This window comes from Streptomyces sp. NPDC059524 (assembly GCF_042749255.1).
GTDB classification, from domain to species: Bacteria; Actinomycetota; Actinomycetes; order Streptomycetales; family Streptomycetaceae; genus Streptomyces; species Streptomyces xanthii.
In genome coordinates, this window is sequence record NZ_JBHYTK010000054.1 from 22,425 (window position 1) to 46,692 (window position 24,268).

The window sequence follows — 24,268 nt, forward strand, 5'->3', positions numbered from 1 at the left end:
CCTCAACCTGACTGATCATCGATTCGGAGACAGCGGCCACGAGGGGCCATGACTGCTGCGCCGCTTATGGGGAGAGGAAACGGTCCCGGTGGGCCGAGGTCAGTCGCTGATTGGTGCCGATGCCGTGCTGCGCGCTGTTGGCACGGACGGTTGGTTGACCTGCCGCGTGATTCCCTTGAGGCCGAGCTCTTCCTTCTGCCTTTCGAAGTCGATGTCAGGAGTTCCGATTCGGCCAACGGCCCGGCTGTGTCCGGTCAGCATCGCCTCAGCAAAGGGACTGTCGAGCGTGGCGGCCCTGCGCCATTCTCGAACCTCGTCCAACGGGTGCGACGTGACGTCCTCGAAGTCCACCAGCAAGTCCGGTACGTCGAGGTACTTCGGCAGCACCCGGTAACGGTTGTGGTCGGTCCGGAAGAGATCAGAGACCTTCTGTCGATGCTTGCTGCCTCCGTTGGCCTGCCAGTCTGCAACGGGGGGAGAAGTGTGCAGGACGTGGGCGCGCGCCAGCCGTACGAACTCCGCCTTGGCGCGGCGCCTCCTGACTCCCTCCGCCATGGGCGGGTCCTCGTAGAGGTCGCAGGCAGGCGTCAGCACGAGCCACCAGTCCCCGCTCGGCGAGGCAAGGACGTCGGCCGCGGTGACGTGGTGCGTCACCGGAGGCTTGAGGTAGACCCTCGCAGCAGAGGAGTGCCTGACGACGTTGCCGCCATTCGCCGCGATCACGGAGTCGAGCTCGCTAACTGCGTTCTCCTTCAGCCAGGCCGCCAGCTGGTTGATCAGCACGAGAGGGATCTCCTGCTGGTCCGACTCGGCCATCTCCTCCCAGTTCGGGGCGACGGTGTCACGGAGGAAGGAACGCATGAAGCGGTCGGTCAGCGCGCCGAGCTGACGCGTCAGCGAGGGGATGCCGGACTGGAGAGCTGCTCGCACGGCCTCGACCAGTTCGGACAGGCGGTTCTTGGTCACGACGTTCACTAGCGGCGGGCGCTTCAGACCCTCCACCCGCTGCGGGAAGCCGGTACAGAAGATCACCGGGATCCAGCACTTCTGGGCGACCCGTTCGTACATGTCCCGTCCACGTTCGTCCGCCGCAACATCGCCCAGACCCCCTCCGCCCTCCTTGACATCCAGGATGGCGAGATCGAACTGCTCGTTTCCGAGGCGGCGTTCGGCTTCATCGAAGTCGCTCTCGGTCTCGATGGTGACCGTGCCAAGATCCGCGAGTTTCCGCGCGAGGTGGCTCTGGAAACGCTCGGCGATGTCCGGCTCGTCGTCGACAATGAGCACCCGGAATCCAGAACCCGACAAGGTCACCCAACTCTCCTTCGTAGAACGGCTTTGAAACACGCCCCTGGAAGGGGGCCAGATGGAGCCAGGGACAGCTGACCGTCGTAGAAGTCCTTGACGACGCTTCCAGCGATGGTCAGTCCGAGACCGATCCCGTCGGGCTTGTCGCTGAAGTACGTGTCGAAGATGGCTTCCTCTATCCCCTGGCGTACGCCGGGGCCGCTGTCGCTGAACGTGATCTCGACCTCTCCTCCAGCTGTCCGTGCGGTATCGACACGGATAGCCCGGTCGTGGGTGTCGGGGGTGGTGGAGAGCCAGTAGATCGAGTTCCCGACAAGGTTGAGGACGAGTGTGTTCACGTCTCCCGGGGCGACGGTGACGGTGACGTCCTCCCCGCCGATCTCCAGATCGATGCTCAACTTGGCCAGATCTGCCTCGTGTACCTCGACGGCCGCCCTGATCTCGTCGTGCAGGGAGAGGGAACGGGGCCGACCGCGGCGACGTCCACTGAGCGGTTGGATCCGAGTGAAGAGATGATCAAGGGCCGCCTGCTGGGTACTGAAACCCGTGTGCAGCCTCACCAGCTCCTCCGCCAGTTCGGCGTGCTCTCCACTCAGCCCCTCGGCCAGCTCCTGCAGGTCTTCCAGGACGAAGGCGATCCGGGTGAGAGCCGCTCTGCCGTCGTGCAGCACCACGTCCACAAGCGTGCCGAGGGTGGCCAGGCGCTGGAACTGGGAGAGGACCTCTTGGACCTTGCGGACCCCATCAGTGATCTCTTCGGACGCCTTCTCGACAGCACGGCCGAGCACCACGTCGTCGGGGTGGCGCTGTTCGATTACTTCTCGCAGGGGGGCAAGACTGAATCCGGCAAAGAGCCCGCTTCCTGGCACTTCAGAGGGGAGGAGTGTCTCGTCTTGGAGTGCGGGGCGGCGCAGGCGGTAGCGCCAGGTCTCCAGGCGGCTGACGGCCTGCAGTATCCGTGCTTTGAGTTCGTCGTACTCCGGGGTGTCGATAAGCCCTTCACGGTTGGAGCGGTCCTTGAGCCCTGGGTTGCCGTCAGCCGAGATGTAGACGAACCCTGCCACCTGGTTGTTGGAGAAGCGCAGGGTCGGGTTGTTGACACGACGGAGGTCGAAGCCGAGCCAGTCGAACCCGGACTCACCAAACGGCTGCACCCGGAAACCGTCCCTGTACAGGGCCACGCCGCTGCTCCTGCGGATCAGCTGCCGGATTTCGCGGATGTTTCGAGCGCCCACGTCTATGTTGAGGAGTTGCCTGAGGGTGGCGCTCTCGAGGTCCCACATGCGGATATCGAGGGTCAGGGCGCCGCAGCTGGGCCCGGACGAGTCTCCGACAACGCTCTCGTCGATGACACTCTCGGCGTCACTGTGACTCGTCCACAGCTGGAGACGCGCATGCCCGCCGGCGTCCACCGTGCCGGTGAGGCGGTAGTGGGGATGCGCCAGGGTTTCACTGGCACCGACAAAACCAGTGTGATGTTCCAGCTCACCTGGCGGTGTCTCGATGTACACCGAGAAGTCGGGCCGGTTCGGGACGTCCAGGTCGGAAGGTGGCGCCGGCGGCAGGAGCCGGCTGAGAGACAGCTTGAGTCGGGTGACGGACTCCTCGTCCCACTGTTGACGCAGTCCTTCCAACCGGACCACGGTGCCGTGGTGTCCGAGGTCGTCAGGGCGCCCTTCGTCACGGAAACCCTGTGTGACCCCGTCAAACAAATACTGCGCAGGGCTGTCAGCGCCGAATGTCCGCGGAGTGCCGGAGGCCCAGTCGACCGGCACTTGGTCCAGATAGGCGTCGTCCTTGGTGAACCGGCCCCAGTCGACTCGTACGGTGACCTCTCGGGCGTCCCGTCGGCGTGTTGTCAGGGATGTCACCTGGGCCAGGCGGGCCGCCGAGAAGCGACCGATGCCCTTCGCCCCGAGGACCCGCCGACCGAGCTCCTCACTCCGGGGAGACCGGTGACGGTGTGGCGTGGCGATCTCCAGCCAGGTGCTGCGGACGGTCTCCGGAGACATGCCGTGCCCGTCGTCCCAGACCTCGACAGCGCCCACTCCTACCTGGAGGGGTTCGACGAAGCGGATCACGACGAGACTCGCGTCGGCGTCGTAGGCGTTTTTCACCAGCTCGGTGAGCGCGACGCGCTCGTTGCTGATCAGTTCCTCGCCCAACGTACTCATGAGGCGGGCCCGGGGCCGGAGATAGGCCTTGACGTTCTCGGACTCCATCCGCACCCCCTCGCCTGGAGACCTTCACATCGTTGCACCACGGATCCTGGTGAACTGGCGGGATTCTACAGCCGGTTCGCATGTGATGCGGGTGGCCGAAGTGAGTTGCTGGCCGATAGTATTCGGTGTTCCCGCGCCGACTCGGACGTGCCTTCTGCGCCCAGGATTCGTTAGCCGGACGGAGTGACCAATTACTCCCGCCAGCCGTGCGGATTCGCATGCCGGACTCCACTATGATCGATCGCTTGGAACACCGGGTCGATCCCGCAGGTCGCAGGGGTGCGCAAGCCGACCTGGGAAGCCACCGACACCCGGACGATCCCGGTGTCCGAAGTGCCGGAATCCTTGCTTCCACCAGCGGGTCTGTGATCTCCTGGTGCTCGTTCATGTCATGCGTACGGAGGGTTGTGCTGTGAAGAAGAGGAGCGGCTACGGCGTACCTCTTGAGCGCAGTGACTACCTCAAGCTTCCTCCGCACTCCGACAGCTGCACCCCGCAGTCGTTCCAGGAGTGGCTGGAAGGCTTCGGTAAGGGCAAGCGGCTGGCCGTCGACCTCTTCTCCGGCGCCGGGGGACTCAGCTCAGGTGTGGAGCGGGCGGGGTGGACGACCGCAGCGGCGGTCGACTTCGACGAGCGCGCGCTGGAGACCCACCGGGCGAACTTCCCTGGACTCAGCCTGCACATGGATCTTGGCGACCCCACCGAGCGCGACAGGCTGGTGGAGATCCTCACTCCGGCGAACATCGATCTCGTGGCCGGTGGCCCTCCGTGCCAGCCCTTCAGCCGGGCCGGGCGGAACAAGATCCGCGACCTGGTCAAGAACCACGGGCGTGATCCGGAGGACCGTCGGAAGGAGCTCTGGAGCGCCTACCTGGACATCGTCAAGCGGATCCGGCCCCGCGTGGTCCTCATGGAGAACGTTCCCGACATGGGACTGCACGACGACTTCTTCGTGATCCGGACGATCGAGGAGGAGCTGGAGGAGCTCGGGTACGCGACGCAGGTACGACTCGTCGACGCATGGAACTACGGCGTTCCACAGCACCGGAAGCGGCTCATACTCCTGGCGAGAAGGGACGTCGCCGAATTCGGCTGGCGTGCCCCCGACACCGACCACACCAGCCTGCGCGATGCCATCGGCGACCTCCCCGAACTGGATGTCGTGCCCACTGAGCGTGTCGGCGAGCGGGAGATGCCCTACCGCAAGCCGCGCAACCTGCCGCCGTTCGCGGAGATGATGCGGGACGGCGCTCCACGCGGTCGAGTGTGGGACCACATGACCCGCAGGGTCCGGAAGGACGACTACCGGCTCTTCGAGCTCATGGAGTCCAAGACGAAGTACTCGGACCTCGGCAAGCTACTGAAGACCAAGCAGGAGAAGAAGTACCAGCGCTACGCCACCGACAAGTACACGGACAAGTACAAGAAGCTGGACTGGCAGCAACTGAGCCGCACGATCACCGCTCACATCGCCAAGGACGGCTATTGGTACATCCACCCGGAGCAGCTGCGCACACTCACCGTGCGGGAGGCCGCACGCGTCCAGACGTTCCCTGACAGGTTCCGGTTCGCTGGCACTCGGAGTGACGCGTTCCGACAGATCGGCAATGCCGTCCCCCCTCTGTTGGGCGAGGCTGCCGCCGAGGCGCTCAAGCCGGTCGACGGCGCCTCTGGTGAGGGTGAGGGACTTCAGCCTCACTGGCGGGAGGTCCGGGGCGCGCTCACGGCGTGGGCGGAGCAGCGTCGGGACGGAGCGGACTGGTACCAGCTCCCGCGTCAGCCGGACGGGGAGCAGGTCTCGCTCCATGCCGCGGTGGTGGCCATACTCTCCGGCGCGAAGATTAAACCAGCGGCAATGGCCGAGCTGATGGACATCGTCCGACGATCGAAGACACTGACGTCGACGTTGCTCGTCAGGCTGCTCAAGGTGGCACCCACGGCGCCCGCCCGGTCCCGCCTTGACCGTCTGACCCCTCTGGTGGACAGTCCCTACGCGTGGCGCTGGGACAAGCGGCTTGACATCCCGGAGAAGCTGGGAATGAAGCCGGCCGAGAAGTCCCTCTATCTTCTGTTGATCGGCGAGGACCTCATGCTCGTCGGGCAGGGGACTCTGCGGGTCGCGGCCAGGATGAACGGTTTTGAGACGGATCATCCGAACCGGCTCAGCGAGGGGCGCGTCAACCTGGTGAAACTCGTGGGCGCGGGCACGGACGCTCCCCTTCGGATGGGTGCGCTCCGGCTCATCGGTTCCGACCTGTGCCGGGAGGACGGCCCCGTCTGCTCCGACTGCCCGTTGCTCTCGTACTGTCCCCGCCGGAAGGCGCGTACGGACGACCTGTTGACGCTCGCCGCCTCCCAGGAGTAGCCGAAGACCGACGTGGAGTTGCGGCGCCCCTGCCCGTGGCCTCCGCCACGCGCCTCGCGGCTGCCTCCACATCCTGACGGATCTCGCACTCCCAGACCCTGACCACGGTCCATCCGGCAGCCGTGGCCTGCTCCGTGTTGCGCCGGTCCCGGTCCTTGTTGGCGTTGATCTTGTCTCGCCAGAGGGAGGCGTTGGGGCCTCGGAACTCCCTGGGGCCGTGCTCAGGACAGTCGTGCCAGAAGCAGCCGTCGACGAACACCGCGACGTGGTGGCGAGGCAGGACGAAGTCGGCCGTGCACCGAGGGGCCACCTGCTGCTGGAGTCGGAACCTGAGGCCCAGCCGGTGGACGGCCTTCTTGAGCAGGATCTCCGGCTTCGTGTCCCGCACCCGGCGCCCACGCAGGTGCTCACCTCCGGCGGTGGAGACCCACTGCCGTCGCGCCCCACTGCTGTCCACGTTCATGATCAGTACCTCGGGTCAGCCCGTCGGCATGCTCCGAAACGGAGGGTGACACACTTTCCCCATGCTCCGGGAACCAGTCGAACTGAGGGTGGACGACCACGGCCGTGTCGAGTTGCCGCTCGGGCTGCTGGCCGAGGCCGGCATCTCCCCGGGTACCGAGCTCGTCGCGTTCAGCAACGGGGACGGTCGCATCGTGTTGAGGCGAGCGGAGGACTCGATCAGGGACCTGATCGAGAAGGGGCACCCCTGACCTGCTGTGGTGAGCCCGCGACCGGCTACCGCCGTATCGCGGGGGTTCGCCGCTGACGCCTACGGCTGCTCGGGGGTGAACCCCAGCCGCAGAGCCTCCTTGCGCGCGTGGAGTGCCTGCACGGCCTGTGTCTCGGGAACCTCGTCGCCGAGCTCGAGGCGCTTCCCCACGAAGTGAGCGAGCTGCCGCTGCCACGGCTCGAGGACCCGCGTCTCCTTGGCCCAGTCCTCGATCGCGTACCACTCGTCGGCAGGAACCAGAGCGGCTTCGTCACTCGCGCCCGCCTCGTCGCCGGTGCCGCCTGCAAGGGCGTCCGCGTCCAGCGGCTTGTCACGCAGTTCTCGTGAGAGTGCGGGGGGAACGGTCCAGGGCACCTCTGAAACCGCGTCCCAGCAGGCGACCTTCTTGGCCCACTCACCGACGTGGCTTCCCGCCAGCGGCGTGGTCACCGCCCGCATGACCCTGGGGCAGAGGTCGTGGACCGCGGCCGCCAGGACCGGCGAGAGGGACTGCTCCCGCCAGATCCGGTCCAGGTCGATCCTGCGGTCGGTCGCCAGGGACAGCCGGGCCACGGTGTACGTGGTGACCATGCTCTTGTGGCTGCCTGCGTTGTGGATCGCGGCGATGCGGTCCACCGCTTTGAACAGGACGGCCATGGCGATCAACCGCTGGCTGTACTGGAGGTCCACACGTGGCGGAGCCTCCTCGACACGCAGCATGAACTCCACGAAGTTTTTCTGGGCACCCCTGCTGACCAGGTAGGGCAGCTGGTGCCACGAGTGGACGTACTTGGCCAAGTCCGCCTTCGTGAACTTCTGCTTCGAGGGGTTCAGCTTCTTGAACTGCTTCTGCCGAGCAGGGGTCCGGGCCTTCGCCAGGGCGTCCGTGTACTGGCCGCGGGCCCGCTCGTAGAACCAGTGGGTCTCCTGGCCACTGCCGTCCGTCGCCGGCGCCCACAGGGATCGGGTGATCCGCTGGATCTCCACGTGGTACTCGTGGTTCGAGCTGAAGTCGACCTGGGTCACCCGGTTCTGGGTGTTTGAGTACTCCGAGATCTTCGGCACGATCTCCGCGAGACGGTCCGGTGCGACCTCGGTCAGCTTCATCTGGACCCATACCTCGGACAGCTCCGCCTTGTCCCGCGTCAGGGTGTGGTGGAGCGAGGCGGTGGTCTGTCCCCCGTTCACGATCTGGAGTCCGTGCACCCCTGCGATGTGGGTGGGCACACCGTCCGGCCCCCGCACGAGGTCTACCTTCGACGCGGTCGCCGTGATTCCGTTGTTGTAGGCGAGGAACCGGCCCGGCGCGTGGAGCAGGGTCTCCCGGATGCCCCGATTGACCGCGCCACGGGTCTGGAGGAAGGAACGTACGTTCAGTTCCAGGAGCCGGGTGTCGTACTCCGCGTACAGCTCAGCGAGCATCTGCCCGGGAACGACCGCCAGGACCACCGAATGGTCCTCCTCCGAGCTGGGAGCCACGACGCAGGGAAGCGGCGGGGCGAAAGGCACCACGATCGGCTCGCCGAGTGCTCCCGACGTCGCGTGACGGTGCAGCCGTGCCAGGTCCCACACCTCGTGGGTCACCGGCAGGCCGTCGAGATCCGTGGCAGGTACCTCGGTGAAGGTGGCCACCCTGTTGCTCAGCAGGAAAAGCCTGACTCGCTGGACCTCGGTGAGTGCCTTCTCGACAGCCGAGCACATGTCGTACACGTCGGAGAACGGCTCGAAGTCCTTCTGAAGCCCGTCCCGGCAACGCACCACGAACATCAGGAGGCGCCGGAAGAACGTCTCGACCTGTCCCTTGGTGAGTTTAGTGTCCAGAGGAGCGAGCTGGAAGTCCGTCACGAACAGGTCCAGGGACTCGCCCGACGCCCCGATGCCGTAGCCGTGCACGAGGAGGCCGTAAGCCTTGTGATAGGCGGTGAAGGCGTTGGAGACGACGCCGGCCTGCTCCAGATCCTCGAAGACGCGTCGGGTGAACGTCTCGGGAGTCGTCGCGGCCTCGGCGTCAGCCGTCGCCTGGACGTCGGCCACCAGGCTTCTGGAGAACTCCGTGAGGTCGAGCTCAGCCATCTGATCCCCCGATCAGGTCCTTCACCTCGTCGGTCTCTGCCCGGTAGGCGGCCAGAGCCGATACGTCCAAGCGGTACGAGCAGTCACCGATCCCCTCGGCGAGGTCGGACTCGACCAGCCTCGGGAAGTCGTCCCGTACGTGCCAGAACCTGAGGTCGCGGAGCGTGTAGCGAGGCTCGTCGTACAGGTCCCGGTGGCCGGGCAGGTATCCGGCCTGAATGAGCAGGCCGTCGAAGCGGGTTCGGGCGGCAGGGTCCGTGAGCTGCCTGCGTATGTGGTCCACCCGTCGGTTCAGGCTCTCTCCCGTGCCTCCCCGCCGCTCGTCGAGCTGGACGAGACCGAGCAGGAGTGCGGCAGTGCCCGTCCCGTCGAGCTGGCGCTCGCTGGCGATCCGGACGCTCCGGGTGCGCTTCGCGGTGCTCGTCTTTGTCTCGAGAGCCACGTCGGCGGTCTCGAAGTCCTGGTTGGTGCCGGTGGGTCCCGTCCACGCCGCAACAGCCTCGGCCGGGGACAGCCGGGTGAACAGGACGTCGCCCAGTACCAGCAGCTCTCCGTAGAGCCCCCGGCGCGCCTCTGCGGTCAGTCCGTCACTGCCCACGGCGCTCAGGAGCTCCTGCCACCTGCCGAACCGCTGCACCGCGGCGGACAGGGCCCTGCTTGCGTCAGGGGCGTCCTTCGCGACGTCGGCGACGTCGGCGACGAGCGGGTTGAACACCTCGTTGAGATCGTTGGCGGTCAGGACCAACTGGAGCTCGTACTCGACGCGCGACACCGCGCTCAGGTTCATCTCGATCCCGGCGGCCCGGGGCAGACGCCCGACCGACCGCACGATCGGGTCAGCCGAGCGGGCGTCCGTGCGCAGGACCAGCATGCGCTGACGGCCGGGGTGGGAGACGGAGAGGTGAATGTCTAGGGGGGACTCCGGGTGCAGGCGGATGCTGGACCGCCCCGGAGCGTCCTGCGGGCTCTCCAGCTTGTGCCACTCCTCCTCGGTGACCGTCACTCGTCGTCCTCCTCTGCGAGGGTGTAAACGTCCTCCTGGAACCAGATCGAGTTCGCGACGTACTCGGTCTTGGACTGGTGCTCGGAGTGGGGGAAGCTCAGCTGGAAACCGACGAGGGGCGTCTTCGTGCCCGCGCTGTCGGCATCCGGGACCACCAGGGGGTAGATCAACAGCAGTCCCTGGTCGGTGCGGCGCTGCCGCCGGATGTACTGACCAGCCGGGGTCTTCGCCACCGACCGTTTGTCCGCCTCTTCCGCTACCCGCGCCGCAGCCTTCTTCGCTGCTGCCACCTGGTCGTCGTCGAGGTCGATCAGTTCGTCCGGCGGGCTGAGCACACGACGGATCGTGTACCTGCCCTCGGGCCGGAACTCCTCGTTGAGCGCCCGGCGAGTCACAAGTCCGACGGTGTGGCCCGCGATCTCCCCGAGAGTCTTAGACGTCGTGCTGCCCACCAGGACCACGGTCCAACTGTTGAGTTCGTCAACCTTGGTGCACTGCTCGATGTACTTGGCGATGAGCCGAGGTCGTACGGTCTGTGCCATACGGTCGGCCTCGTAGGAAGTCAGGAACTCCGCGACAGCTTCAGCCGGCACACCGTCCCATCGGACCTTGCCGTTCGTGGAGGGCTGTGTGGCTTCCGCGCTCTCGTCCAAACGGCGAAGCAGAGCTTCGAGCACCCCGAAGTTGTGGGCAACAGCCCTGTCGGCGAGGCTGAACATCACGGTCTCCGGTCCCTTACCGGAGTAACTGAGCAGGACCTTCGTGCCCTGACGCATCTTGTTCGGCGCGGTCACAGTGAGCCCCAGCGAGGAGGATCGGACCTTCAGGCCGAACTCCGTCGGAGTGAGGCCGCGGGTGGCCATCTCCTCGACCTCCCTGCGGAGCTCGTCCGTCGCAGAGGTGACCTCCACGTAGGCGTCCTCGATCGCAGGAGTGGTGTACAGACGGCACAGGTCCTCGTGACGGGGGCGGTAACCAAACCACCGACCCATCTGCAGGAGGGAGTCGTAGCTCTTCGAGTTCCGCAGGTAGTAACTGACCGTCAGCCCTTCGAGCGTGAGGCCACGGGAGAGCTTCTGCCCTCCGATGGCGATCACGGAGAGCCCGTTCCTCCGGTTCTCGTAGTAGTCGAGTGCGTCCTTCGAGGTGCCGTTGACGGTCTTGACCTGGATCTTCCTCAGGGCGGGCAGGAGCTGTTCGGAGACCTGCTCCCAGGTCACACGCTCGGCCTGGTCTGTGGGGAAGTAGTCGGTGGTGGGCTCGAAGTCCCTTTCCCAGAGGGCCCGGAACTCGGCGCGCAACTCTGGCGCTTTCCCGTACCGGTCCCGGATCGTATCCACGATAAGCCGCAGATGGTCGTCGACCTGATCGTAAACACGGTCCTGTACCGAGGTGAAGCGGGTGACGTGCACCAGCATCGAGTTGTGCACCTTGGTCTGCCCCCGGGCCCGCCGGGCGGCGCAGGAGAGCACGAACGAGAGGATCGCCTCGCGCAGCGATCTGGGAAGGGTGTCCCCTGGAACAGCGTTGGCCTTGTGCTTGGGTGGTAGCCAGGTGTCCGCGTCGTTCACGTGCCGGACGAGAGGGAGAGGTTCGACGTCGTCCTCGTCCTCGTCGTCCACCATGAGTCCGAAGACCCTTTCGGGACCGAGGTAGTTCGTCGGCGAGGGAAGGCTGCGGATGAAGCTGGCAGGGAAGAGGTCCTCTCCTGCTTCGGAGTGTTCCGCATCCGGGTCGATGTAGATGTTGGCGAAGGGGGTTGCCGTGTAACCGACGTAGGCGGACTTGTCGAAGCTCCGCATGAGCTTGCGGATGGCCGCGTTCGTCTTGGTCGGGTCCGCCTCGGGATCGCTCACCGTGTTGATGGAGGCGTTGTCGGCCTCGTCGTCGATGACGAACAGCGGGAGGTCCTTGACGGTCTTCTCGCCGTTCTCGTCCTCGGTCCCGTGGACGTCCAGCACCCACTTGCGGACGTACTCGAGGATCTTGTAGTGCTTCTTGACCACCAGGACGACGGGGAAGCTGCCCAGGGGGAAGTTGATCGCCTTGGCCGTGGCGAGTCCGAAGTCGCCCTTCTCCCCGCTGTTGGTCGGCGACGCGATCTTGAGCTTCTTGGCCAGTGGCATCTTGCCCACGCCCATGGCGCGGGACCGGCCGTCCTGGTCCGACCGGCTCTGGTTCTGGGTGTCGAAGCCCAGGAGGCCCTCGTCGATCCGGAGCTGGGTCTGGCTGCGGAGGTCGTTGTGAATGCCCGCGAGAACCACGACGAAGCGGTACCCAGCGTCCACCGCCTTCGCCGCGAGACCGATGTACTGGCCGGTCTTGCCGGACTGCACCTGTCCGATGACGAGCCCCCTGCGCCGCCACGGACCGGGACGCCGCGGGTCCTCCAGCTGGCTCAGCACGTCGTCCGAGGTCTGGTCTAGGCGGCGGACCACCCAGGGCGGGAGGCTCACGACGTCCTCGAGGTACCTGCGGTACCGCTCCCAGAAGTCCCAGTCGCGGTCGATCTTCGCCTCGGGGAGCCACGGCTCGTGTCCCTTGGCGTCCGTGAGCGCGAGGGACCGCTCCTGGAAGACCGCGGTGAGTGTCTCGATCTCCTTGACCAGCAGCTCCCGATCAAGGTCCTCCCCCTGGGCGGCCAGCATGGTGAAGATGGCGTCGACCGCGGTCTGCACCTCGTCCGCCCTCGGTTGCCGATCCTGAGGCAGAAAGCCGAGGACCAAGCGCTTGGCCTTGGCCATTGAGTCGTCGGACACGTCGCTCACGGAGACCTCCAGCAGGACATGGACGGAACGTACGGAGCGTAGGGGTGACCACTGACAATCGAGTCACCTGCTCCAGAAACCCTGAAGCTGGTCGAAGGGCGGCATCGTTCGGAGTCTCTCCCGCGCGGCGGCCGGCGAACGCCCGCCCAGGACCAGCGACTCGTAGATGCGCTGTGCGACCTCGACCGCCTCGGTATCGGCGACGCCTGGACCACCGAACGGCTCGGGGTCGTCACTGCTGTCCGCCTCGTGCATCACCCGGAGAGCCGCGACGGGGATCGTCTCCTCGAGGAGACGGATCAGGGCATGCACGTTCGCAGCGCTGGTTCCTCCCGGGCGCAGGGCCGTCTCCACCAGCGGGTGGCTGCGGTTGATCTTGCAGACGACCCTGTCGTCGGGGCGGCGTACCAGCCACGCGTACGACAGGGGGTCGCCGTGCGTTCGCGCGGCCACCTGGCCACGGTGCCTCAGGACGTCGGCGGCGGTGGACCGCGCCTTGCGCGCGATGCGGAGGAGGTGCGGCCTGAGACCGACGGGCGGGACGACACTCGACTTCCTCACGTCCACGCCCCACTCCGCGTCCATCTCGGCGGGAATGTCCACGGCTATGCGCGCCAGGTTGTACTTCTCCTCCCTGCGCATGCCCCGTTGTCCCAGCCAGTCACCCGCCAGGATCAGCCGGTTCCTGCGGTAGACGTAGAACCCCTGCTGGTCGAGCCAGCCTCCGGGGCCGGCAGCCCGGTCGTGCTCCTCCGGGGTGAGCCTCTGCGCGCTGGGCAGGACGAATGCCTCGACCCTCACGAGGCTGCCGTTCAGAGGGAGTTCCTCCTCGGGTAGACGCTGCACGGAGGGATGACTGCTCATGAACGGGTCCCAGGGTTCCACCGGGGTGCCCCGGACCTGGAGTTTCCGGCGACGGGCCCCGGCGAGGAAGCGGGCGAACACCATGCCGAGGTGTGACTCCGTGCGCGTCGCCTCGGCGTAGAACTGCTTCTGCGTGCGCTCGTCATCCGTGCTGACGCCGTCGGTGCGGTATCCGTTAAGCCGCCTCCACAGCACGACGGTGCCGTGGTCGGACGGTCCTCGAAGTCTGTCGAGCACGGCCGTGGTGTCGTCGTCGGCCCCGTGAAGAAGGCGCCACTGGCCGGATGCCTCGACGACGTCGAGGTCCCATGTGCGCGTGTGCCATTTCCCATCCCTGGCCGTGGTCACGGTCAGCTGCCTGGCCTGGGAGAACGAGGCCGACTTGAGGCCGACCCCGAAACGTCCCAGGTCGCTGGACGTGCGTGCGGTCGCGGGTCCGCGGGCAGCCACGGTCATGGCCGTGACTAGCTCCTCGGCGGTCATGCCCCAGCCATCGTCGACCACAGCGATCCACGAGTCTGATCCCGCCCAGGTGAACTCCACGTCGATGTTCTTTGCCTCGACGGAGATGCTGTTGTCCACCAAGTCCGCGACGGCCGCGGGTAGTGAGTATCCGAGAGAGCTGAGCGAGGCCACCATGCCTGCAGGCTCGGGCGCCGCGATGTCGTACGCGATGGGTGTTTCCAATGCTCCCTCGTTACGGACGCGTCTTAGCGAAGGCTGTCCCGGAGATCCAATGGAGCAGACGGAGCAAGCACCTCTGAGCAGGAGACAGCTCGCACACACGTGAGCCCACCCCCAACCTGATGGTACTGAAGCCCTCAGCTGTGGTTACGGGGTTCCGGGGCTTTTCCGGTAAGGAGCGACTGAGTATGCGTTTCCTCGCGCTCGTCGCTGTTCCTGGCCGCGCTCTGCAGCCCGTAGCACGGCCGTCGTGCGTGAGCGCAGCGTGAGCGGACTGGGTGACACGAGGGCCGATCAGGCGCCATGCTGATCAAGGTAGCGCACCTCTGAGCAGCGGAAACGGGATTCGGGGGCACCCTCTGACACCACCCGTCATGATCTTGCAGGCCCTCGTAATGCGTAGGTCTCGGGTTCGAATCCCGAAGGCGGCTCACCTAAGAACCCCAGGTCGGATGCATCCGACCTGGGGTTTTCTGTTGTCGACGAGTTGCCGTGAGCTTGTGCTCAGGGTGTCGACAACAGGTGGTTGGTCCCGGCGGTCAGACCGTCAGCAGCACCCCCGCGTACGACACCCCCGCGACCAGCACCCAGGACGCCAGGCCGAGCAGGGCCGTGCGGGCGCCGCCCGTGCGGGCCAGGGTCGGCAGGTGGACGGCGCTGCCGAGGCCGAACAGGGCGGCGGCCAGGAGGAGTTCCTGGACGAGGGCGGCCGCGTCGAGGAGCGGTGCGCCGAGCAGGCCCGTGGTGCGCAGGGCGACCATCGCCAGGAAGCCCACGACGAAGAGGGGGAGCAGAGCGGGGCGACGGCCGGACGCGGCCGGGCCTGTGTGGGCCCGGCGGCTCAGGGCGACGCCCGCGACGAGCGGCGCCAGCATCGCGACCCGGATCAGCTTGACCAGGACGCCCTCGGTCAGCGCCTCGGGGCCGGCCGTCTGGGCGGTGGCGACGACCTGCCCGACGTCGTGGACGCTCGCGCCGACCCAGCGCCCGAACTCCGTGGGGTCCAGGCCGAGCGGGGTCCGCAGCAGCGGAAGCACGGCTATGGCGAGCGTGCCGCAGAGCGTGACCAGGGCGACCGAGGAGGCGACCTCCGCCTCGCGCCGCTCGTCGTTCCCGTCCTTGCCGGACCCGCCGCCGAGCACCCCGCTGACCGCGCCGATCGCGGACGCGCCGCAGATCGAGTAACCCGTGGCGACCAGCAGGGACTGATCGGCGGAGAGGCCGAGCCGGCGGCCCAGCCACTGGGTCCCGAAGAACGTGACCAGGACGACGCCGGCCACCATGACCAGCGCCCGCCACCCGAGACCGGCCACGTCGCCGAGGCTCAGCTTCAGGCCGAGCAGCACGATGCCGAGCCGCATCAGCCGCTTGCCCGCCATGGACAGCCCGGGCCGCGCGACACCTCGTACGAGGGTGGCGGCGCCCGGCAGATGGGCCGCGGCGATGCCGAGGACGACGGCCGCGGTGAGCATCGGTACGGCGGGCAGCAGCCGGTGGATCCCGTACGCCGACGCCACCCCCGCCGCGGCGAGCGCGAGGCCCGGGGCGAGGCGCTCCGCGCGGGGCGCGGCGGGCGGCGCCGTCGTGCGGCGGGGGCGTGACGGACCGATGAGAACCATGGATCTCAGCGTGCGCCGGGCCCGGGGGAGCCCACTAGACGCGATCTTGTGGGCAGGTCATAGGGTTCGGCTATGACCGTAGGGTTCGGCTATGACCGTACGAGCCTGCCGATGACCTCGGAGTCAGACCGATCCGTCGACCGCCCCATCGACCGGCCGGCTGACCGTCCCGCCGACCGTCCCGCCGATCGCTCCACTGATCGCGCCGCCGACGGCACCCCGCGCCCGCTCCCCGACCTGCACGCCCTCCAGCTGCTGGTCTGCGTCGCCGAGACCGGGAGCCTGGGCCGGGCCGCCGCACGGCTGCGGATCAGCCAGCCGTCCGCGAGCGCCCGGATGCGGACGCTGGAGCGGCGTCTGGGGCTGAGGCTGCTGGACCGTTCGACCTCGGGCTCGCGGCTCACGCCCGCCGGCGCCGTCGTCGGCGACTGGGCGCGCTCCCTGCTGGAACAGGCGGAGGCACTCGTCGCGGGCGCCGCCGCGCTGCGCTCCCGGCAGGACCACCGGCTCCTGGTCACCGCGAGCCTGACCATCGCCGAGGAACTGCTGCCTGGCTGGCTGGTCGCGCTGCGCGAGGAGGCGCCCGACACCCACGTCGGGCTCACCGTCACCAACAGCTCCGGGGTGATCGAGGCGCTGCGCCGCGGCAGCTGCGACCTGGGGTTCGTCGAGGGGCCCTGGGTGCCGGACGACCTGCACCGCACCGTCGTCGGCCGCGACCGCCTCGCCGTCGTCGTGGCCCCGGGCCACCCCTGGACCCGGCGCCGCCGCCCGCTCACCGGCCGCGAACTCGCTGACACGCCCCTGCTGTTGAGGGAACCCGGCTCCGGCTCCCGCGAGACGCTGGAGAAGGCGCTGCGCCCGTACGACGGTGTGGCGGTGCCGATACTCGAACTGGGCTCCACCGCGCCCCTGCGCAGCGCGGCCGCCCAGGGGCTGGCCCCCGCGGTGCTCTCCGCGCTGGCCGTGCAGGAGGACGTGGACCACGGCCGGCTGCGCGAGATCGAGGTCGACCCGGCGGTCCCGCTGCGCCGCCTGCTGCACGCGGTGTGGCTGAAGGGGCGCGAACTCCCGGACGCGGCCGTGCGTCTGCTCGGTGTGGCACAGGCCGCGTGAGAGGACCGCGCGCGGTCACAGGGGGAGCTTGAACCCGTCGTGGCTGCGTGCGAAGCCCAGCCCCGCGTAGAAGCGGTGGGCGTCGGAGCGCTGTTTGTTGCTGGTGAGCTGGACGAGGGCGCAGCCCCGCGCGCGGGCGCGGTCGATCGCGCGGGCCATCAGGGCCCGGCCGAGGCCCGTCCCTCGCCGGTCGGCGCGCACCCGCACCGCCTCGATCAGCGCGCGCTCGGCGCCGCCCTTGCCGAGCCCCGGGATGTACGTGGCCTGGAGGCAGCCCACGACCGTGCCGGTCGGCTCCACGAGCACCAGCATCTCGTTGCGCGGGTCCGCGTCGATCGCCGCGAAGGCCCGCTCGTAGGCCTCCGTCACGACCACGGCCGCCGGGTCCACGACCCGGTCCTCGTCGGCGAGCAGGGCCAGGACCGCGGGCAGGTCGGCGCGGGTCGCGGGGCGCAGGGCGTGATCGTCGGGGCGCATGGGCCCGACCTTAACGGGAGGCGGGAGGCCGCCGCCGAACCGATGCTGCGGAGAGCGCCGCCGAGCCGATGCTGCGGAGGCCGCCGCCGAACCGAGGTCGCGGATGTCTCCGCCGAAACCGATGCGGCGGAGCCCTCTGCCGAAACCGATGCGGCGGAGGCCTCCGCCGAAACTAAGGTCGCGTCATGGCTGATCAGACGCTGCACCTCACGGTCCTGGGATCCGCGACGCCCTACCCGAGCGCGGACAACCCCTGCTCCGGCTATCTCGTGACCGGCGGCGGCGCCCGCATATGGGTCGACGCGGGCAGCGGCACGCTCGGCCCGCTCCAGCGCTGCACGCGCCTCGACGAACTCGACGCCATCTGGATCTCGCACCTGCACGCCGACCACAGCGCCGACCTGCTCACCGCCTACTACGGCGCGCTCTACGCCGACCTCACGCTCGCGGCGCCGATCCCGCTGTACGGCCCGCCCGGCATCGCCGACCGTCTCGCCGGCTTCCTGACGAACGGTGCGGCCCGCAGCCCGGTCGAATCCGCCTTCGCCGTCACGGAGTTGCACGACGGGCACCGGGTGGACGTCGGCCCGCTCCGCCTGACCAGCCGGGCCGTCGCCCACGGCATGCCCGCCTTCGGCCTGCGGATCGACGGCGCGGGCGGATCCCTGGCGTACTCCGGGGACACGGCTCCGTGCGCGAGCCTCACCGAACTGGCCGCCGGATGCGACGTGTTGCTCTGCGAGGCCGACAGCGACCGGCACCCGGCGCGGACGGCGGAGTCCGAACGCGTCCACCACACGCCCGAGGACGCGGGCGAGACGGCGACGAAGGCAGGTGCTCGGCGGCTGATCGTCACGCACGTCGGGCGCTCGCTCACCCCGCGCGCGGCTGTGGAGCGGGCGTCCGCACGCTTCGACGGCCCCGTCGAACACGCCTCACCCGGCGCCGAGTTCAGCATCAAGGGCGACGCTCACTTCGCGTCGGCGTAACACTCCACCCCCGCCACCGAGAACGGGAACCGCACCGGCGTCTCCCCGAAGGTCAGTCGCCCCGCCGTCGCCGCCGCCCGCTCGATCGCCTCCGTCACCTCGGGGACCTCGTGCTCGGGGCAGTGGACGATGACCTCGTCGTGCTGGAAGAAGACCAGTTCGGCGGCGAGCGGGGCCAGGGCGGAGCGGAGGGCGGCGAGCAGCAGGAGCGCCCAGTCGGCGGCGCTGCCCTGGACGACGAAGTTGCGGGTGAAGCGGCCCCGGGCGCGGGAGTTCGTCGAGGCGTAGCCGTACGGGGAGTCGGGGGCGGCCTCGTCCTGGGGGAGGCCCGCCTCCTCCGCGCCGGAGGCGCCCGCCGCCGGGGGACAGGTGCGGCCCAGCCAGGTGCGTACGAGCCGTCCTTCCTCGCCGGCCCGTGCCGCCTCGTCGACGTACGCGACCGCGCGCGGGAAGCGGCGGCGCAGCAGTGCCAGGTTCTTCAGGCCGTCGCCCGAGGTCTGCCCGTATATGGCGCCGAGGACGGCGAGTTTGGCCTGGTCGCGGTCGCCGGAGAAGGCCCGGTCCGAGACCGACTGGTACAGGTCGCCGGACTGGGCCGCGACCTCCATGAACGCCGGGTCGCGCGAGATCGCCGCGAGCACCCGGGGCTCCATCTGCGCCGCGTCGGCCACGACGAGCCGCCAGCCCGGGTCGGCGACGACGGCGCGGCGGATCACCTTGGGGATCTGCAGCGCCCCGCCCCCGTTCGTCGTCCAGCGGCCCGAGACCGTGCCGCCCGGGAGGTACTCGGGGCGGAAGCGTCCGTCCCGCACCCAGTCCTGGAGCCAGGACCAGCCGTGCGCCGTGTAGATGCGGTACAGCTTCTTGTAGGCGATCAGGGGCGCGACCGCCGGATGGTCGACGGACTCCAGCTCCCAGCGGCGCGTCGAGGTCACCTTGACGCCGGCCTGGGCGAACGCCTTCACGACGTCCGCCGGCAGCTCGGGCCGCACCCGTCTGCCGAACGCGGCCGACACCTCGTCGGCCAGCTCCGCGAGCCGCCGCGGCTCGCCGCCGCCCGCGTACCGCTCGCCGAGCAGCTCCGCGAGCACGGCCCGGTGCACATCGGCCCGCCACGGCAGGCCCGCCGCGCGCATCTCCGCCGCGACCAGCATCCCGGCCGACTCCGAAGCGGTGAGCAGCCGCATCCGCTCCGGCCGTTCGGCCGCCGCGTGTCTGCGCTGCTGCTCCGCGTACACCTCCAGCAGGTCCGGAAGCGGCACGTCGACGGGTGGGCGCGGCTCGAAGAGGGAGGACTGGGAGCCGGGGGCGGCCGTGCGCGGCGGCGGGTCCGCGGGGACCGGGGCCTTGCGCAGGCGGGCCAGGGCGGCGGCCGCCGAGCGGGGTTCGCCGTGCCGCCCCTCGTGGCCGAGCAGCAGGTTCTCCGCCGCCTCGATGTCGTAGCAGCGCTCGACGCGGACGCCCGCGGCGAGCAGCCTCGGGTACACGGTGTGGGTGTCGCGCCAGACCCAGCGGGTGACGCCGGGCCGGGAGCGGACCGCCTCGGCGAGGTCCGGCTCGCGCACGACGGGGCCCGCGGCCAGCCCGTCGTCGCCCAGCGGCGCGAGCTCCGCGCCGCCGGACTCGGTGGGGGCGAGCACCCAGCGTCCGGTCATGCAGCGAGTGTCACACCGGCCACTGACAATCCCCGGGCAGGCCGGGTCCGGGTACCGGGTTCAGCTGTCGCCGCCCTCGTCGATCAGCCGTCTGACCTCCCGGTCGACGAGCCCGAGGCGCGCCTCCGCCACCAGGGGCACCGCCCGCCGCTGCCGCCGCGCCTCGTGCACCTCGACGTCGACGGTGACCAGGGCCCGCTCCCATTTCGGGGCCTGCGCGACGACGGTGCCGCGCGGGTCGACGACCCGGGACCCGCCCCAGAACGACGCCCCGTTCTCGTTCCCGACCCGGTTCACGAAGACGACCCAGCACTGGAGCATCTTCGCCGTGTACGCGAGCAGCGTGTCCCAGTACAGGCCCGTGTCCATGGCCTCGGGGTCGAGTGTGGACGCGCTGTTCGCGGGCACGATCACGACCTCCGCCCCGTCCTGCACCGCGAGCCACGGCAGCACCGGCTGCCACGCGTCGTTGCAGACGAGGGTCGCCGCCCGGCCGCGCCCGCCGGGCAGGTCGTAGGCGCGCAGCTGCTGCCCGGGGCTGACGTGCTTGCGTTCCTCCCAGGCCAGGTAGTTCGGCAGGTACAGCTTGCGGTGGGAGTGCACGAGGGCGCCGCGCGAGTAGAGGGCGGAGGCGTTGTACGCGCGCAGGCCGGTGTGCTCGTGCAGGCCGACGAGCGCGTCGGGTCCGCCCCGCTCGGAGGTCAGCGCGAGCAGCCGTGGGTCGTCGACGGCGATGGAGGTGTCGGTGGCGAGCGCGCCCAGGTGGTAGCCGTGCAGGCTCAGCTCGGGGAAGACGACCAGGTCGGCGCCCTGGGCCGCGGCCTGCGCGAGCTGCTCGCGGGCGGTGGCGAGGTTCGCCTCGACGTCGCCGAGCACGCAGTCCGTCTGCGCCAGTGCCACTCTCATGTCCCGAGCGTCCCAGGCCCGCCCCCGCCCGGCATCCCGAGCGGACCCCGCCCCTGAGATCATCGAAGCCGGGCAGACGACCGGGCGACCGAGAGGAAGACAGACAGATGAGCGAAGGCACCGTCGATCGCGCCTTCGCCGAGGCTCTGTACGGATCCGAGGGCGACCTGGACACGGCCGCTTCCCTCCTCGCTGCGGACCCGGCGTCCGACAGCGAGCTCGCCCGGCGCGGCCGCGAGCTCGTGCGCCGCGCCTGGGAGCGCGGCTGGCAGCCCGCCGACCTGCACCGCATGGTCGTCCGCGACCTGGGTCCGGACACCGCGCACACCCGCCTCGCGGCCCGCCTGATCCGCGCCGAGACCGGCCGCTACGACGTCCTGCCAGCCCGCTGGACGGGCCAGCTCGACGCCCTGCCCGCCGGGGAGGCCCCCCGCACCGACCGCTTCTCGGCCGCGACGGCCACCCTGGAGCTGTACCGGCTGCTGCTGCGGCTGCCCGCGATCGAGCCGGTCGGCCCGGTGCCGGGTGAGGCGCTGAGCGTGCCCGTGGCCGGTGAGCCGCGCACGTTGGCCCGGATCCGCGCGCTGCTCGCCAAGGCGGAGGCGACCGGCTACCCGCCGGAGGCCGAGGCGCTGTCCGCGAAGGCGCAGGAGCTGATGGCCCGGCACTCGGTGGACGAGGCGCTGCTCGCGTCCCGTACGCACGCGAAGGACACGCCCGCGGCCTGCCGGATCGGCGTCGACGCGCCCTACGAGACGGCGAAGGCGGTGCTGCTCGCCGCGGTGGCGGGGGCGAACCGCTGCCAGGCGGTGTGGAACAGCGCGTTCGGCTTCTCCACGGTCGTCGGCTTCGAACCGGACCTGGAGGCGGTGGAGCTGCTGTACACCTCGCTCCTGGTGCAGGCCACGACCGCGATGACGCGGGCCGAGGCGGAGCAGCGGGCGGGCGGCCGCAAGCGTACGAAGACGTTCCGGCAGTCGTTCCTGGCCGCGTACGCGCAGCGGATCGGCGACCGGCTCGCGGCGGTCGCGGACGAGGTCACGGAGGAGCGCGGCGAACTGCTGCCGGTGCTCGCCGCGCGGGACGTGGCGGTGACGGGCCGCACCGAGGAGATGTTCCCGGAGACGGTGACGACGCGGATGCGCGGCGTCTCGGACGAGGCGGGCTGGCACGAGGGCCGCTCGGCGGCGGACCGCACCCGGCTGTCCGGTGCGTCACGGTCTGAAGCGATTGATCCGGCTTAGTCCCCGTATTCTTGCCGAGTGAGCTGGTACCGGGCGCTGAAGGACACCACGCGCTCGGGCCTGAGCGTCGAGCGCAAGCGGCTCGAACCGCTCATCGCGGTGCGCGGCGCCGCCGGACTCGCCCTCGTCATCGCGATGAGCCTGTGGCTGTTCGGACCCGAGGTGGCGGCCGGTTCGGCCTTCGGCGCGTTCCAGGCGGCCATCGCCACGTTCCAGCGCAGCTGGCGGCCGCGCCCCGAGCTGGCCTTCGCCTCCGGCGCGAGCCTCGGCGTCTCCACCTTCGTCGGCTACCTCACCGGCTCGCACCTGGCCCTGTTCCTGCCGCTGCTCGCGCTGTGGACCTTCCTCGCCGGACTGGCCTGGGCGGCGGGCCCGACCATCGGCCTGATCTCCTCGTCGAACGTCGCGATGATGCTCGTCACGATCACCCTGCCCACCTCCGTCGCGGGCGCAGCCGCACACGCCGCGATGATGATCGTCGGCGGCCTGGTCCAGGCGGCCCTGGTGATCCTCTTCCCCGTACGGCGCTGGGGCGCTCAGCGGGACGCGCTGGCCGACGCGCTCGCCGCCGAGGCCGACTACGCGCGCCGGCTGCGCCACGACCCGGTCGCCCCCTTCGACCCCGAGCCGCTCATGCTGGCCCGCAGCGCCGCCGCGCTCACCCCGCGCCAGGCCCGCACCCGGCCCGCCCAGCTGCGCGGCACGCGGGGGCTCGCCGAGCGGATCAGGCCCGTCCTCGCCTCGCTCGCCGACCCGGCCGTCGGGGTGCCCGAGGAGGGCCCGGAGCGGGACCGGGTGCGGGAGCTGCTCGCCGGCTCCGCCTCGATCCTGGACGCCGCCGCCCGCGCCATCCGGCAGGGGCAGCCCGTGACGATCCCGGGCGGCGCGGTCGCCGCGTTCCGCAGCCCGGACACCGGATCGATCCTCACCGGTCCCGCCCAGCGCGCGGCGAAACGGCTCGGCTCGCTGCTGCGGGACGTCGTGGAGACGGCCGGAGGCACCCGGCCCGAGGACGACGACGTCCGCCGCCGCCCCGCGGACCCGGCCGCCTCCCTGCGCCGCCCGTCCCTCTTCCGGCTGCTGCCCGCCGCCGTGCGGGCGGTCCGCCGTGAGGCCCGGCCGGGCTCGCCGATCCTGCGGCACGCGACCCGGGTCACCGCGGTCGCCCTCGCCGGGTACCTCCTCGGCAACGCGCTGCCCTTCGGGCACGGCTACTGGGCGCCCATGTCCGCCGTCATGATCATGCGGCCCGACTTCTCGCAGACGTACTCGCGCGCGGTCGCCCGGTTCGCCGGCACGCTCGTCGGGGTGGCCGTCGCCACCGGCATCGTGCGGATCGCCCACCCGGGCACGTACACGGCGGCCGCGCTCGCCGTGGGGTGCGCGGGACTGATGTACCTGCTGATGCGCACGGGACAGCTCGCGGCGCAGGCCTGCATCGCGGCGTACGTCGTCTTCCTGCTCGGCATGGGCGGCGAGAGCTGGGACCAGACCGTCGTCGAACGGGTCGTGCTCACCCTGGTCGGCGGACTGCTCGCCATGCTGGCCTACGCGCTCTACCCGGCCTGGGAGACCCCGCGCCTGCGCACCCGGCTTGCCGACCGGCTCGTCGCCCTCGGTGAGTACGCGGCGGCCGTCGTCGGGCACTACGCCCGGCCCGAGGGCAAGGCCTGCCCGGACGTGCGGGAGGCGCTGCTCAAGGCGCGGGACGCGCACATCGCGTGGGAACAGGCGCTGGCCCGGGCCAAGACCGAGCCCGTCCGCAGCCGGGGCCTCACGCGGGCCGCGGCCGACGACGCGGCCGAGGCGCTGCACCATCTGGGGCGGGTGGCGATGCTGATGGAGGCGCATCTGCCGGAGCGCGGGGCGACGCCGGTGCCCGCCGCGTCCGTCCTCGCCGACGCGCTGATCAAGGCGACCCGGGACGGGGCCCGGGCGATCCGTGAGCGTCGGGTGCCGCGCTGGGGTCCCGTGCGGGAGGCGCTGGCCGCTTGGGACGGGGACGGGGTGCCGGATCGTGTGGTGCGGCGGGGGGCGGGGTTGTTGCTGGAGACGCTGGGCGATCTGTCCGATGCGCTGGACACGGAGGCTCCGCCGATGACCCTGAAAGGTGAGCGGGAGCGGACAGCGCCGTAGCTCCGCCGGTTCGTCGCCGGGTGCGGCTTCGTCGTGGCTGGTCGCGCAGTTCCCCGCGCCCCTGAAGGCATGCGCTGCGCGCAGCCTTCATCGGGGAAATGCGGCGCGCAGCGCCATGCATTTCAGG

General features: G+C 69.8%; 16 protein-coding genes and 1 pseudogene. 6 read left to right on the forward strand and 11 right to left on the reverse strand.

The genetic code is table 11. The annotated features are described in order from the left end of the window. Nucleotides 1–99: 99 nt before the first annotated feature. Nucleotides 100–1,314 carry a hypothetical protein gene (locus ACFW9D_RS17485; protein WP_384622912.1) on the reverse strand — a complete coding sequence of 405 codons (1,215 nt, stop codon included), beginning with the start codon at nucleotides 1,312–1,314 and terminating at the stop codon, nucleotides 100–102. Then, the gene (locus ACFW9D_RS17490) at nucleotides 1,311–3,530 is read right to left on the reverse strand and encodes an ATP-binding protein (protein ID WP_384622913.1); all 2,220 of its coding nucleotides are present in this window, start codon (nucleotides 3,528–3,530) and stop codon (nucleotides 1,311–1,313) included. Before ACFW9D_RS17490 ends, ACFW9D_RS17485 begins: the two co-directional genes overlap by 4 nt. A 412-nt stretch (nucleotides 3,531–3,942) precedes the next feature. Between ACFW9D_RS17490 and ACFW9D_RS17495 the strand changes: the two genes are divergently transcribed. Further along, nucleotides 3,943–5,895 (forward strand): DNA cytosine methyltransferase, encoded by a 1,953-nt coding sequence (locus ACFW9D_RS17495; RefSeq protein WP_384622915.1) that lies wholly within the window; start codon nucleotides 3,943–3,945, stop codon nucleotides 5,893–5,895. Between the two features lie 94 nt (nucleotides 5,896–5,989). Here the strand turns inward: ACFW9D_RS17495 and ACFW9D_RS17500 are convergent. Further along, a pseudogene (locus ACFW9D_RS17500) lies at nucleotides 5,990–6,358 on the reverse strand (very short patch repair endonuclease); the annotation flags it as partial. Between the two features lie 61 nt (nucleotides 6,359–6,419). Between ACFW9D_RS17500 and ACFW9D_RS17505 the strand changes: the two are divergent. Next, a complete protein-coding gene (locus tag ACFW9D_RS17505; protein WP_384622917.1) occupies nucleotides 6,420–6,608 on the forward strand; it encodes a hypothetical protein in 189 nt (62 codons plus the stop codon). A gap of 59 nt (nucleotides 6,609–6,667) precedes the next feature. Here ACFW9D_RS17505 and ACFW9D_RS17510 read toward each other — a convergent pair whose 3' ends face one another. From ACFW9D_RS17510 to ACFW9D_RS17530, 5 genes are all read right to left on the reverse strand, one after another. Beyond that, on the reverse strand, nucleotides 6,668–8,680 hold the full coding sequence (locus tag ACFW9D_RS17510) for an AIPR family protein (protein WP_384622919.1): 2,013 nt from the start codon (nucleotides 8,678–8,680) through the stop codon (nucleotides 6,668–6,670). Next, the gene (locus ACFW9D_RS17515) at nucleotides 8,673–9,683 is read right to left on the reverse strand and encodes a PD-(D/E)XK motif protein (RefSeq protein ID WP_384622921.1); all 1,011 of its coding nucleotides are present in this window, start codon (nucleotides 9,681–9,683) and stop codon (nucleotides 8,673–8,675) included. The genes ACFW9D_RS17510 and ACFW9D_RS17515 overlap by 8 nt, the downstream gene beginning before the upstream one ends. Next, nucleotides 9,680–12,451 (reverse strand): Z1 domain-containing protein, encoded by a 2,772-nt coding sequence (locus ACFW9D_RS17520; RefSeq protein WP_384622923.1) that lies wholly within the window; start codon nucleotides 12,449–12,451, stop codon nucleotides 9,680–9,682. Before ACFW9D_RS17520 ends, ACFW9D_RS17515 begins: the two co-directional genes overlap by 4 nt. Nucleotides 12,452–12,514: 63 nt before the next feature. Continuing rightward, entirely contained in the window at nucleotides 12,515–13,990 is a 1,476-nt protein-coding gene (locus ACFW9D_RS17525; RefSeq protein WP_384622938.1) for an ATP-binding protein, read from the reverse strand. A gap of 548 nt (nucleotides 13,991–14,538) precedes the next feature. Next, on the reverse strand, nucleotides 14,539–15,618 hold the full coding sequence (locus ACFW9D_RS17530; protein WP_384622925.1) for a YeiH family protein: 1,080 nt from the start codon (nucleotides 15,616–15,618) through the stop codon (nucleotides 14,539–14,541). A gap of 111 nt (nucleotides 15,619–15,729) precedes the next feature. On the opposite strand from ACFW9D_RS17530, the gene ACFW9D_RS17535 reads away from it, so the two are divergent. Further along, nucleotides 15,730–16,734 carry a LysR substrate-binding domain-containing protein gene (locus ACFW9D_RS17535; RefSeq protein WP_384622927.1) on the forward strand — a complete coding sequence of 335 codons (1,005 nt, stop codon included), beginning with the start codon at nucleotides 15,730–15,732 and terminating at the stop codon, nucleotides 16,732–16,734. Between the two features lie 15 nt (nucleotides 16,735–16,749). Here the strand turns inward: ACFW9D_RS17535 and ACFW9D_RS17540 are convergent, their stop codons facing one another. Then, the gene (locus ACFW9D_RS17540) at nucleotides 16,750–17,211 is read right to left on the reverse strand and encodes a GNAT family N-acetyltransferase (protein ID WP_384622929.1); all 462 of its coding nucleotides are present in this window, start codon (nucleotides 17,209–17,211) and stop codon (nucleotides 16,750–16,752) included. Between the two features lie 185 nt (nucleotides 17,212–17,396). On the opposite strand from ACFW9D_RS17540, the gene ACFW9D_RS17545 reads away from it, so the two are divergent. Then, nucleotides 17,397–18,200, forward strand: a complete 804-nt coding sequence (locus ACFW9D_RS17545) for an MBL fold metallo-hydrolase (RefSeq protein ID WP_384622931.1) — start codon at nucleotides 17,397–17,399, stop codon at nucleotides 18,198–18,200. Here ACFW9D_RS17545 and ACFW9D_RS17550 read toward each other — a convergent pair. After that, entirely contained in the window at nucleotides 18,182–19,855 is a 1,674-nt protein-coding gene (locus ACFW9D_RS17550) for a bifunctional 3'-5' exonuclease/DNA polymerase (RefSeq protein WP_188338245.1), read from the reverse strand. The two genes, ACFW9D_RS17545 and ACFW9D_RS17550, sit on opposite strands and share 19 nt — an antisense overlap. Nucleotides 19,856–19,915: 60 nt before the next feature. Then, on the reverse strand, nucleotides 19,916–20,761 hold the full coding sequence (locus ACFW9D_RS17555; RefSeq protein WP_384622933.1) for a nitrilase-related carbon-nitrogen hydrolase: 846 nt from the start codon (nucleotides 20,759–20,761) through the stop codon (nucleotides 19,916–19,918). 107 nt (nucleotides 20,762–20,868) lie between these two features. Here ACFW9D_RS17555 and ACFW9D_RS17560 point away from each other — a divergent pair, with 107 nt between their 5' ends. Together ACFW9D_RS17560 and ACFW9D_RS17565 are read left to right on the forward strand one after the other, a co-directional pair. Then, entirely contained in the window at nucleotides 20,869–22,005 is a 1,137-nt protein-coding gene (locus ACFW9D_RS17560; RefSeq protein WP_384622935.1) for a DUF2786 domain-containing protein, read from the forward strand. Between the two features lie 18 nt (nucleotides 22,006–22,023). Beyond that, nucleotides 22,024–24,141, forward strand: a complete 2,118-nt coding sequence (locus ACFW9D_RS17565) for an FUSC family protein (protein WP_384622937.1) — start codon at nucleotides 22,024–22,026, stop codon at nucleotides 24,139–24,141. Nucleotides 24,142–24,268 lie beyond the last annotated feature (127 nt).

What these genes read in the sequence shown, in the direction of transcription:
- ACFW9D_RS17490 (WP_384622913.1), bottom strand. Translation starts at nt 3,530, where the DNA reads ATGGAGTCCGAGAACGTCAAGGCCTATCTCCGGCCCCGGGCCCGCCTC.
- ACFW9D_RS17505 (WP_384622917.1), top strand. Translation starts at nt 6,420, where the DNA reads ATGCTCCGGGAACCAGTCGAACTGAGGGTGGACGACCACGGCCGTGTC.
- ACFW9D_RS17510 (WP_384622919.1), bottom strand. Translation starts at nt 8,680, where the DNA reads ATGGCTGAGCTCGACCTCACGGAGTTCTCCAGAAGCCTGGTGGCCGAC.
- ACFW9D_RS17530 (WP_384622925.1), bottom strand. Translation starts at nt 15,618, where the DNA reads ATGGTTCTCATCGGTCCGTCACGCCCCCGCCGCACGACGGCGCCGCCC.
- ACFW9D_RS17535 (WP_384622927.1), top strand. Translation starts at nt 15,730, where the DNA reads ATGACCTCGGAGTCAGACCGATCCGTCGACCGCCCCATCGACCGGCCG.
- ACFW9D_RS17540 (WP_384622929.1), bottom strand. Translation starts at nt 17,211, where the DNA reads ATGCGCCCCGACGATCACGCCCTGCGCCCCGCGACCCGCGCCGACCTG.
- ACFW9D_RS17545 (WP_384622931.1), top strand. Translation starts at nt 17,397, where the DNA reads ATGGCTGATCAGACGCTGCACCTCACGGTCCTGGGATCCGCGACGCCC.
- ACFW9D_RS17550 (WP_188338245.1), bottom strand. Translation starts at nt 19,855, where the DNA reads ATGACCGGACGCTGGGTGCTCGCCCCCACCGAGTCCGGCGGCGCGGAG.
- ACFW9D_RS17555 (WP_384622933.1), bottom strand. Translation starts at nt 20,761, where the DNA reads ATGAGAGTGGCACTGGCGCAGACGGACTGCGTGCTCGGCGACGTCGAG.
- ACFW9D_RS17560 (WP_384622935.1), top strand. Translation starts at nt 20,869, where the DNA reads ATGAGCGAAGGCACCGTCGATCGCGCCTTCGCCGAGGCTCTGTACGGA.